General features: G+C 57.3%; 10 protein-coding genes. All 10 read right to left on the minus strand.

Annotated elements, in window-relative coordinates; genetic code table 11:
* Position 1: 1 nt before the first annotated feature.
* Positions 2–1084 (minus strand): phospho-N-acetylmuramoyl-pentapeptide-transferase, encoded by a 1083-nt coding sequence (gene mraY / locus N7V53_RS12925; RefSeq protein WP_023480302.1) that lies wholly within the window; start codon positions 1082–1084, stop codon positions 2–4.
* The gene (murF, locus tag N7V53_RS12930; RefSeq protein ID WP_279793611.1) at positions 1078–2436 is read right to left on the minus strand and encodes a UDP-N-acetylmuramoyl-tripeptide--D-alanyl-D-alanine ligase; all 1359 of its coding nucleotides are present in this window, start codon (positions 2434–2436) and stop codon (positions 1078–1080) included. The genes mraY and murF overlap by 7 nt, the downstream gene beginning before the upstream one ends.
* On the minus strand, positions 2433–3920 hold the full coding sequence (gene murE, locus N7V53_RS12935; protein ID WP_279793612.1) for a UDP-N-acetylmuramoyl-L-alanyl-D-glutamate--2,6-diaminopimelate ligase: 1488 nt from the start codon (positions 3918–3920) through the stop codon (positions 2433–2435). The genes murF and murE overlap by 4 nt, the downstream gene beginning before the upstream one ends.
* Positions 3907–5673, minus strand: a complete 1767-nt coding sequence (locus N7V53_RS12940) for a peptidoglycan glycosyltransferase FtsI (RefSeq protein WP_023480405.1) — start codon at positions 5671–5673, stop codon at positions 3907–3909. The genes murE and N7V53_RS12940 overlap by 14 nt, the downstream gene beginning before the upstream one ends.
* Before the next feature lie 25 nt (positions 5674–5698).
* Complete coding sequence (gene ftsL, locus N7V53_RS12945; RefSeq protein ID WP_023480380.1) at positions 5699–6064, minus strand: cell division protein FtsL; 366 nt, start codon at positions 6062–6064, stop codon at positions 5699–5701.
* A complete protein-coding gene (gene rsmH / locus N7V53_RS12950; protein ID WP_023480357.1) occupies positions 6061–7002 on the minus strand; it encodes a 16S rRNA (cytosine(1402)-N(4))-methyltransferase RsmH in 942 nt (313 codons plus the stop codon). Before rsmH ends, ftsL begins: the two co-directional genes overlap by 4 nt.
* Positions 7003–7004: 2 nt before the next feature.
* Positions 7005–7463, minus strand: coding sequence for a division/cell wall cluster transcriptional repressor MraZ (gene mraZ / locus N7V53_RS12955; protein WP_023480198.1), 459 nt, complete (start codon positions 7461–7463; stop codon positions 7005–7007).
* A 621-nt stretch (positions 7464–8084) separates the two neighbouring features.
* A complete protein-coding gene (cra, locus tag N7V53_RS12960) occupies positions 8085–9089 on the minus strand; it encodes a catabolite repressor/activator (RefSeq protein WP_279793613.1) in 1005 nt (334 codons plus the stop codon).
* Positions 9090–9266: 177 nt separating this feature from the next.
* Positions 9267–9758: an acetolactate synthase small subunit gene (gene ilvN, locus N7V53_RS12965; protein WP_007373137.1), complete on the minus strand. Its 492-nt coding sequence runs from the start codon at positions 9756–9758 to the stop codon at positions 9267–9269.
* Between the two features lie 2 nt (positions 9759–9760).
* Positions 9761–11485: an acetolactate synthase 3 large subunit gene (ilvI, locus tag N7V53_RS12970; protein ID WP_279793614.1), complete on the minus strand. Its 1725-nt coding sequence runs from the start codon at positions 11483–11485 to the stop codon at positions 9761–9763.
* Positions 11486–11677 lie beyond the last annotated feature (192 nt).

Raw genomic sequence — 11677 nt, forward strand, 5'->3', positions numbered from 1 at the left:
ATTAACGTACCTTCAGCGTTGCCAGGCCAATCAGCACCAGCATCAGCGAAATAATCCAGAAGCGCACAATCACGCGCGGCTCCGGCCAGCCCTTCAATTCATAGTGGTGGTGAATCGGTGCCATACGGAAAATGCGCTGGCCGCGCAGTTTGAACGAGCCAACCTGCAAAATCACCGACAGCGTTTCCACCACAAAGACGCCGCCCATGATCACCAGCAGGAACTCCTGGCGCAGCAGCACGGCGATAATGCCGAGCGCGCCGCCGAGCGCCAGCGATCCGACATCGCCCATAAAAACCTGCGCCGGATAGGTGTTAAACCACAGGAAACCGAGCCCGGCACCGACAATCGCCGTACAGACGATCACCAGCTCACCCGCGTGACGCAGGTAAGGAATGTGCAGGTAGTTGGCGAAGTTCATGTTACCGGTCGCCCACGCCACCAGCGCGAAACCGCCTGCGACAAAGACGGTCGGCATAATCGCCAGGCCATCGAGGCCATCCGTCAGGTTGACGGCGTTACCGGTGCCGACAATCACAAAGTAGGCGAGCAGCACGTAGAAGAGGCCGAGCTGCGGCATTACATCTTTAAAGAACGGCACCACCAGTTCGGTGGCGGGGGTATCTTTTCCGGCAAGGTAGAGCGCAAACGCGACGCCGAGCGCAATCACCGACATCCAGAAGTACTTCCAGCGGGCGATAAGCCCCTTGGTATCTTTGCGCACCACTTTGCGGTAATCATCGACAAAGCCAATGATGCCGTAGCCCACCAGCACCACCAGTACGCACCAGACGTAAGGGTTGGAGGGGTAAGCCCACAGCAACACCGAGACGACGATCGCGGTGAGGATCATAATCCCGCCCATCGTCGGCGTACCGCGTTTACTGAAGTGCGATTCCGGGCCGTCGTTACGCACAACCTGGCCAAAAGAGAGTTTCTGCAAGCGGGCGATCATGCGCGGCCCCATCCATAAGGAGATGAAGAGCGCGGTCAGCAGGCTGACAATGGCGCGAAACGTCAGATAGGAAAAGACGTTAAAGCCGGAATAATATTTGACCAAATGCTCGGCCAGCCAAACTAACATGTCCCGTTCTCCTGTAAGTCGCGTACCACCTCTTCCATGGCGGAGCTACGTGAACCTTTCACTAAAATGGTAATCATTGGGTGCTCGGCAATCAGCGCTTTTAAACGCGCCGTAGCCGCAGCTTTATCGTTGAAATGCTCGCCAACGCCGCTGGCGTCGCTGAGCGCTTTACTTAATGTGCCGACGCTCAGCACTTTGTCGATACCGACGGCTTTCGCCGCTTCGCCGACCTGAACGTGGCAGGCTTCGCTCTCGTCGCCCAGCTCCGCCATATCGCCCACCACCATCACGCGGTAGCCGGGCATCTCTGCCAGCACGTGCGCAGCGGCGGTCATCGACCCGACGTTAGCGTTATAGGTATCATCCAGCAGCAGCTGGTTTTCACCAAGGCGCACCGGGAAGAGACGGCCCGGCACCGCTTTCAGCTTCGCCAGGCCCTGTTTTACCGCATCGAGAGATGCGCCCACCGCCATTGCCAGCGCGGTCGCTGCCAGCGCGTTAGCAATGTTGTGACGTCCCGGCAGGGGTAAAGTCACCTCGGCATTGCCGGTCGGCGTTTGCAGCGTGAACTCGGTACCGTGCGAGGTGATATGCACATTGGTGGCGGTAAAATCGCTGTTCGCCGCGTTGGGCGAGAAGCGCCACACTTTGCGATCGCCGATAATGCTCTGCCAGTTCAGCCAGTCATTGTTATCGGCATTGAGAATGGCGATGCCGTTGGCCGGCAGGCCGGTGTAGATTTCACCTTTCGCCTTCGCCACGCCCGCCAGCGATCCGAAGCCTTCCAGATGCGCGGCGGCCAGGTTGTTAACCAGCGCCGCTTCCGGGCGGGTCAAACTAACGGTCCAGGCGATTTCACCCTGGTGGTTAGCACCCAGTTCAATCACCGCGTACTGATGCTCTTTAGTCAGACGCAGCAGAGTCATCGGCACGCCGATATCATTGTTCAGGTTGCCCGCGGTGTAGAGGGTGTTGCCGCACTCGCCAAGAATGGCGGCGGTCATCTCTTTCACCGAGGTTTTACCGGAGGAGCCGGTCAGCGCAACGACGCGCGTCGGCACCTGCTGACGCACCCATGCCGCCAGTTCGCCAAAGGCCTGGCGGGTATCACTCACCACCAGCTGCGGCAGATCGGTATCCAGTTTGCGGCTCACCAGCAGCGCGCCCGCGCCGCCCGCTTTGGCTTGATCGGCAAAATCGTGGGCGTCGAAACGTTCGCCTTTCAGCGCCACAAACAGGCAGCCCGGCGTCAGTTTGCGGGTATCGCTGGTCACGGCGTCAATCGTGACGTCCTGACCCAAAAGTTCACCGTACAGCGTGCCGGCAAGCTGGCTGAGCGTTACGCTAATCATGCTACTACCCCCAGCAGACGCGCGGCGGTGACACGGTCTGAGTAATCGAGACGGTGCGTGCCGACAATCTGATAATCTTCATGGCCTTTACCTGCCAGCAGCACCACATCATTCTCTTTGGCCTGCATAATGGCGTTGGTCACCGCTTCGGCGCGGCCCTCCACCACATGCGCGCGTCCGGCGTCGAGCATACCGGCGAGGATGTCATTAATGATGGCGCGCGGCTCTTCGGTACGCGGGTTGTCATCGGTGACGACCGGCACATCCGCAAACTCTTCGGCAATCGCGCCCATCAGCGGACGTTTGCCCTTGTCGCGATCGCCGCCGCAGCCAAAGACGCACCACAGTTTTCCGGTGCAGTGCAGGCGCGCGGCCTGCAGCGCTTTTTCCAGCGCATCCGGCGTGTGGGCATAATCCACCACCACCGTCGGTTTGCCCGGCGCGCTGAACACTTCCATCCGGCCACAAACGGGTTGCAGGCGGGAGGCGGTTTTCAGCAGTTCGCTGAGGGGATAGCCGAGCGCCAGCAGGGTTGCCAGCGCCAGCAGCAGATTGCTGACGTTAAACGCGCCCATCAGGCGGCTTTCGATTTCGCCTTCGCCCCAGCTGGAGTCGAAGCGAATGGTCGCCCCGCTGTCGTGGTAATCGACGCTCAGGGTTTTCAGCCAGCGCCCGTGGCAGTCCGGGTTGATATGACCTTCCATTGACACGGCAACCGCATCCGGCAGGTTTGCCAGCCAGCGGCGGCCCACTTCGTCATCGGCGTTGATGATCGCCTGGCCGTAGTGGTGCGAGGAGAAGAGCAGCCATTTGGCGGCTTCGTAATGGGTCATATCGCCGTGATAATCGAGGTGATCGCGGCTTAAATTGGTGAACACCGAGGCGGCAAATTTCAGCGCCGCCACGCGATGCTGGACTAAACCGTGGGAGGAGACCTCCATTGCGGCAACAGTAGCGCCCTGCTCCGCAAGACCAGCAATCACATGCTGAACATCAACCGCGGAACCGGTGGTGTTTTCCGTTGGCACCACTTTACCGAGCAGGCCGTTGCCGACCGTGCCCATCACCGCGCTGGTTTCACCCAGCAGCTGGCTCCACTGCGCTAACAGCTGCGTGGTGGTGGTTTTACCGTTGGTACCGGTGACGCCGATCAGGCGCAGCTGGTCTGACGGCTCGCCGTAGAAACGGCCCGCCAGCGCAGAGAGGCGCTCGTTCAGCTGGCTTAAGTAAACCACCGGTACACCGTGCATTTCACGAATTTCACCGTCATTTGCCTCGTCTTTCGCTTCAGCAATAATGGCAGCAACACCTTGCGCAATCGCCTGCGGGATATAACGACGCCCGTCCGCCTGATGACCGACCACCGCCACGAAGAGATCGCCCGACGCAGCCACACGGCTGTCGAGTGTCATCTCTCGTAGTGCTCGCGCAGGTAGCATCGGTACCCACGGAGCGAGAAGGTCGCGCAAATTACGATCTGCCACCTGATCCCTCGCCTTGATTAATTACAAACTCACTTTTTTCGCCCGTGGTCAGCGCATCCGGCTCAATGTTCATGGTGCGCAGTACGCCGCCCATGATGGCACCGAAGACCGGCGCAGAGACCGCGCCACCGTAGTATTTGCCCGCTTGCGGATCGTTAATGACCACCACCAGCGCAAAGCGCGGCCGGCTGGCAGGCGCGACGCCCGCAGTGTATGCAATGTATTTGTTGATGTAGCGCCCATCCGGCCCGACTTTTTTCGCCGTACCGGTTTTGATCGCGATGCGATAGCCCTTAATGGCCGCTTTTACCCCGCCGCCGCCCGGCAGCGCCACGCTCTCCATCATGTGCACCACAGTGCGGACAATGGATTCGTTGAAGACGCGCTCACCCGGTACGGGCGGGTCGACTTTGGTAATCGACAGCGGGCGATAGATGCCGTAGCTGCCAATGGTTGCGTAGACTCGCGCTAACTGTAACGGCGTTACCATTAGCCCGTAGCCGAAAGAGAAGGTGGCCCTCTCTATGTCAGACCACCGTTGTTTTTGAGGAAATAAGCCACTGCGTTCCCCGACCATCCCCAAATTGGTCGTTTTTCCCAGTCCAAAACGTGAGTAAGTATCTACTAACGCTGAGGAGGGCATCGCTAACGCCAGCTTGGATACGCCAACGTTACTCGACTTCTGCAGCACCCCGGTGAGGGTCAATTCGCTATAGCGCGCCACGTCTTTGATTTCGTGACCGTTAATTCGGTAAGGCACGGTGTTAAGCACCGTATTCGGGTTAACCACACCGCGTTGCAGCGCGGTCATTACCACCATCGGTTTCACCGTCGAACCTGGTTCGAAAACGTCGGTGATAGCGCGGTTACGCATCGCGTCCTTGGCAGTGCCGGAGAAGTTATTCGGGTTATAGGAGGGGCTGTTCGCCATCGCCAGCACTTCGCCAGTGTTGACATCCACCAGCACAGCGCTGCCGGACTCGGCTTTGTTAAATGCCACGGCGTTATTCAGCTCGCGGTACACCAGCGCCTGCAGACGTTCATCAATGCTCAGCGCGAGATTGTGGGCCGCCTGGCTGTCGGTCGAGGAGATATCCTCAATCACGCGGCCATAGCGATCTTTACGCACGATGCGCTCGCCCGGCTGGCCGGTAAGCCACTTATCAAAGCTCTTTTCGACCCCTTCAATCCCCTGGCTGTCGACGTTGGTAAAGCCGATCAGGTGAGCGGTCACTTCCCCGGACGGGTAGTAGCGGCGTGACTCTTCGCGCAGATGAATGCCGGGAAGCTTGAGTTTTTTGATGTAATCCCCCAGATCCGGATTGACCTGGCGGGCAAGATAGATAAAGCGCATCTTCGGGTTGGCGTTGATGCGCGAGGCCAGCTGATCGAGCGGCATATTGAGCGCATCGGAGAGCGCTTTCCAGCGGTTATCCAGCGTTACGCCGCCCGCGTCATGCAGCTCTTTCGGGTCGGCCCAGATCGCTTTTACCGGCACGCTGACCGCCAGCGGACGCCCGGAGCGGTCGGTGATCATCCCGCGCGACGTCGCCACTTCCTGCACGCGCAGCGAGCGCATGTCGCCCTGGCGCACCAGCATATCGGGGTTGATGATTTGCAGATACGCGACGCGACCAATCAGGAAGCCTAGCGCCAATAAAATACAGCCGCAAAGCAACGCAAAACGCCAACTTATAAAGTTGGCCTGCTCTTCCTGGCGTTTCGCTTTCACCATCTTCGCCGCGGCTTTCATGCGCTGGGTTGTTCCTTTTTCATCGCTATTTCTGCACCACAATATTTTCCTGTGAAGGATCGACGTGCTGCATCTGCAGCTTCTCGGTAGCAATCCGTTCCACCCGGCTATGATCGCCGAGTGCGTTCTCTTCAAGAATCAGGTTGCGCCATTCGATATCCAGCGCGTCGCGCTCAATCACCAGTTGTTCACGCTGTGCGGTCAACAGACGGGTATGGTGCGCGGTGGTGACGACCGTGATGGCCGTCATGATGATGCAAATGAACAGGCAGAGTGGCAGTTTCCCGAACCGCAAAAGATCGTCGCCGATCACGCCAGGCAAGGCATGGCGCTCGCTGCTTCCTAACGATCCCTTAACTTTGCTGAGGGTCTCTGTCACTCTGCCGATCATGCGTTCGTCCTCTCTGCAATACGCAGAACTGAACTACGGGCACGTGGATTTTCCGCCACTTCTTCTTCGCCCGGCATCATTTTTCCTAAGGCTCGCAGTTGACGGCCACCCAGCTTGCTGAGTTGCGCTTCGGTCATCGGCAGCCCGGCAGGAACCTGCGGCCCCCGACTTTGCTCACGCATAAAGCGCTTCACAATGCGGTCTTCCAGCGAGTGGAAGCTGATGACAGAAAGCCGGCCTCCCGGGGCCAGCACATCGAGCGAGTTTTTTAGCGCCTGCTCTATCTCCTCCAGTTCACTGTTCACCCAGATGCGCACCGCCTGGAAGGTACGGGTCGCGGGATGTTTAAACTTATCTTTTATCGGCGTCGCCGCTGCCACCACTTCCGCCAGTGCTTTGGTGCGGGTCATCGGATCGAGGCGGTTACGCTCGACGATGGCGCGGGCGATGCGTTTGGCAAAGCGCTCTTCGCCAAAGGTTTTCAGCACCCAGGCAATATCCGCTTCGTCTGCGGTTTGCAGCCACTGGGCGGCAGACTGGCCGCGCGTCGGATCCATACGCATATCCAGCGGGCCGTCTCGCATAAAGGAGAAGCCGCGCTCCGGATCGTCAAGCTGCGGTGAAGAGACGCCAAGATCGAGAAGAATGCCGTCGATCTTGCCAATAAGATCGCGCTCGCTGACATAATCAGCGAGCGCAGAAAAGGGTCCATGAATGATGGAGAAGCGCGGGTCATTAATGGTCTTCGCAACTTCAATTGCCTGCGGATCGCGATCGATTGCCAGCAAGCGGCCTTCCGCCCCCAGCTGGGAGAGGATCAGGCGCGAGTGTCCACCGCGACCAAAAGTGCCATCAATGTAAATGCCATCAGGACGAATATTCAGGCCGTTAACGGCCTCATCCAGCAGCACCGTTGTGTGTTTAAAATTTTCCATCATCATTAAAGAGACAAATCCTGCAACCGATCCGAAAGTCCTTCGGAACCGGATTGCTCAGCGTCAATATCTTCCCTGACCTGTTGATACCAGGTCGTTTCATCCCACAGCTCAAATTTATTGAACTGTCCGACCAGCATCACTTCTTTGGTTAGCCCGGCGTGCTGCCGTAAGACAGGCGCAATTAAGATGCGACCGGCGCTATCCATCTGGCACTCGCTGGCATGCCCCAGCAATAAACGTTGTACGCGCCGCTCAAGCGGGTTCATGCTCGACAGCCGCGACAGTTTTTGCTCGATAATTTCCCATTCGGGCAGAGGGTAAAGCAGCAGGCATGTGTGGCGAATATCAATAGTACAGACCATCTGGCCGGAGGCACTCTCCTGCAGCGAATCCCGATAACGGGTCGGAACGGATAACCGCCCTTTGCTGTCGAGATTGACTAACGTCGCGCCACGGAACATGTCCGGTTTACCCCCGCATGATCATTTCCACCACTTTATCCCACAAAACCCCACCGAGGGAGTTTACGGAGCGGAGGAAAAGCTTGTCAAGCCAGCGCAAAGGCCAACAAGAACAAAAGATCCCTTATTCGTAATGAATATCAGCGTCGGTGAAATAGTGCTCAGCTTACGAGGCAAATTAACGTCATGAATATTTGCAAGAAAAAAGGGGGGAATATAGGGCCCGGGGTTTCAGACCATTCCGTTTCTGTACGCGAAATATAAAGTGTCAGTTTGCGACGCGGGCGGCATTTTAAGGCATAACGGCGCGACTTAACAGCGCCAGATGCAGGAGCTGGCGCTAACTTAGCCCCGGTTTCGCTAAGGGAATGCTTCGCTCAACAAAAGTGGTTGTTAATTAATCGAATGCGATCAGGAGATGTAACAATTCAATACAGAAATCATCATCAGTAACTTCTTAACGGGCAGTGAGAAATCGGAAGTAAAGAAACTTAAAGAAATAATAAATCAGAGCATCTTCGTAAATTAAGGATTTATCTGAGGAGTTAAATAGCACTATTTCGATTAAGGCGAAATGTTGAAAAGGAAAAAGGCAGCGGGCGCTGCCTTAATTGCGTTTATTTATACCCGGCTTAATATGCCGCGTCGATAGAGATTACGTCGGATACGGCTTAACCCCGGCTTCGGCTTGCGCGGTTCATCGAGGCTTGCCAGCACAATCTCGAGCACCCGCTCGGCGACGTCGCGGTGACGCTGCGCCACAGCTAGCACCGGGCACTGCAGGAAATCGAGCAGTTCATGATCGCCAAAGGTGGCTATCGACAGATTGGAAGGCAGCTTGCCGTCGCGGCGCAGCGTCACATCCAGCACGCCCTGCAGCAGCGCGAAAGAGGTGATAAATATCGCTTCCGGCATCTCGTTCGTTTCCAGCCACTTTTCAAATAACTGGGCGGCGGCTTCGCGCTCATAGCCATTGGCGTAGAGGTACTTCACCTCGCGGGGATCGTCTTTCCAGGCGCTGCGGAAACCCTGCTCGCGCAGGAAGCTTACCGAGAGTTCCGGAAGCGCGCCTAAATAGAGCACGCGCTCCGCCGGCATTTTACGCAGCTCCGCCGCCAGCATCTCTGAATCCTCCTGGTCGGCACCCACTACGCTGGTGAAGTGTTCACGATCCAGCGCGCGATCGAGCGCGACAATCGGGAAGGCGTCATTTGCCCAGCGCTGATAGAAGGGATGCTCCGGCGGAAGCGAGGTCGAGACGATAATGGCATCAACCTGCCGTTGCAGCAGATGTTCGATGCAGCGCATCTCATTATCGGGCTGATCTTCAGAGCAGGCGATCAGCAGCTGGTAGCCACGCTGGCGCGCCTGGCGCTCCAGATAGTTGGCAATACGGGTATAGCTTGTGTTTTCCAGATCGGGAATGACCAGCCCAATCGATCGTGTGCGTCCTGCTCGTAACCCAGCCGCCACCGCGTTCGGGTGGTAGTTATGCTCACGAACGACCGCCATAACTTTCTCAACGGTTTTATCGCTGACACGATACTGCTTCGCCTTTCCGTTGATGACGTAGCTTGCCGTGGTTCGTGAGACGCCGGCGAGCCGGGCGATTTCATCCAGTTTCACAATTGCCCCTTAAAATGATGCGCACCATAACCTTTTTAGGGATATAGGTTAATTTCCATAACATCTAAGCGCAGAAAGGTAACTGCGGCAACCGCTTTTCTCTCTGCTTCCGGCTGATTTCGCAAAAAAAAGCCCGGCATAATCAGCCGGGCTTAAAAATGTGGAACCTTGCTCGCATCAGCGCATGATTTTATCGCCGCGCGATAAACCGACCACGCCCGAACGCGCTACTTCAACAATCTTCGCCACATCACGAATTGTGGCGAGGAACGCATCCAGCTTGTCGCTGGTGCCGGCGAGCTGAACCGTGTAAATCGACGGCGTGACGTCAATGATCTGCCCGCGGAAAATCTCCGCGTTGCGTTTAACCTCTTCACGGCCATAGCCGCTGGCCTGAATCTTCACCAGCATGATCTCGCGCTCAACATACGCTCCCTGCCCCAGTTCGTTAACGCGCAGCACGTCCACCAGTTTGTGCAGCTGCTTCTCGATCTGTTCGAGGACTTTTTGATCGCCCACGGTCTGGATGGTCATCCGCGACAGGGTGGGATCGTCCGTTGGCGCGACCGTCAGGCTCTCGATGTTATAGCCGCGCTGTGAGAAGAGGCCGATGACGCGTGATAACGCGCCCGATTCGTTTTCCAGTAAGACAGACAGTATCCGGCGCATAATCAGGTTCTCTCCGTTTTGCTTAACCACATCTCATCCATGCCGCCGCCGCGGATCTGCATCGGATAAACGTGTTCACTTCCGTCAACGGTCACATCAACAAAGACCAGACGATTGTTTTTCACCTGCTCCAGCGCCTCGGCGAGCTTCGCCTCCAGCTCTTCCGGGCGGGTAATGCGGATGCCAACATGCCCGTACGCTTCGGCGAGACGGGCAAAATCCGGTAAAGACTCCATATAGGACTGCGAGTGGCGCCCGGAGTAGATCATGTCCTGCCACTGCTTCACCATGCCGAGGTAGCGGTTGTTGAGGTTGAGAACCAGCACCGGCAGCTCATATTGCAGCGCCGTGGAAAGCTCCTGAATATTCATCTGGATACTGCCATCGCCGGTGACGCAAATCACCGTTTCGTCCGGCAGCGCCATTTTTACGCCCAGCGCGGCAGGTAAGCCGAAGCCCATCGTGCCGAGGCCGCCGGAGTTGATCCAGCGGCGCGGTTTATCAAAGCGGTAATAGAGTGCGGCAAACATCTGGTGCTGGCCAACATCGGAGGTGACGTAAGCATCGCCATTGGTCAGACGCCAGACGGCCTCAATCACCGCCTGCGGTTTGATGCTTTCGCTTTGCGTGTCATATTTCAGGCACTGGCGCGCGCGCCACTGTTCAATGCGCAGCCACCAGTCGCGGATCTCATCATGCGGCTGCGACGCGCGCTCCTGCTCCAGCAACTCCAGCATCTGCTCCAGCACCTGGCGCGCATCGCCAACAATCGGGACATCTGCCTGTACGGTTTTAGAAATAGAGGTGGGATCGATATCAATATGCAGCACCGTCGCGTCGGGGCAGTACTTGAGCAAGTTATTAGTAGTGCGATCGTCAAAACGTACGCCGACGGCAAAGATCACGTCAGCGTGGTGCATCGTCATATTCGCTTCATAGGTGCCGTGCATCCCGAGCATGCCGAGGGACTGACGATGGGAAGCCGGGAAGACGCCCAGCCCCATTAATGAGGAGACCACCGGCGCATTCAGCGTTTCAGCCAGCTGGCGCAGCGGCGCGTCGCAGGCAGAAGTAATTGCCCCACCGCCGACATAGAAGACCGGCTTTTTCGCGGCAACCAGGGTTTGCAGCGCGCGTTTAATCTGCCCTTTGTGCCCCTGCGTGGTTGGGTTGTAGGAGCGCATGCTGACCGACTCCGGCCAGAGATAGGGCAGCTTGTTCGCAGGGTTCATAATATCTTTCGGCAGATCCACTACCACCGGCCCCGGGCGTCCGCTGGCAGCGAGCCAGAACGCCTTTTTCAATACGCCGGGAATATCTTCCGTCTGCTTCACCAGAAAGCTGTGTTTTACCACCGGGCGGGAGATGCCCACCATGTCGCACTCCTGGAAGGCATCGTAACCAATTAGCGAGGTCGCTACCTGACCGGAGAGCACCACCAGCGGAATGGAGTCCATATAAGCTGTTGCAATACCGGTGATGGCGTTCGTCGCGCCGGGGCCGGAAGTAACCAGTACCACCCCCACTTCGCCTGTCGCACGCGCCAGCCCGTCTGCCATGTGAACGGCCGCCTGCTCGTGCCGCACCAGTACATGCTCGATGCCACCGACGGTATGCAGGGCGTCGTAGATATCAAGTACCGCCCCTCCGGGGTAGCCGAATACCTTCTTTACGCCTTGATCGATGAGCGATCGGACGACCATCTCGGCTCCAGACAACATCTCCATGCTTTGCCTCCAGGCTTACGTTTGTCGACTGACGGCAGAACTCATTTCCGCACTGTCGCTCTGTTCAGAACAGGACATCCTGCTTTCTGATTATGAATGGCAGTTACCATAACCGCTCAAAATCTGGCAGGCAATCCGACCTCCGGCGAGGAAAAGCCGCGCTAAAAGCAGAAATACGACGTCTTAAATGAA

The organism is Kosakonia sp. HypNH10, assembly GCF_029850615.1.
In the GTDB taxonomy this organism is placed as follows: domain Bacteria; phylum Pseudomonadota; class Gammaproteobacteria; order Enterobacterales; family Enterobacteriaceae; genus Kosakonia; species Kosakonia cowanii.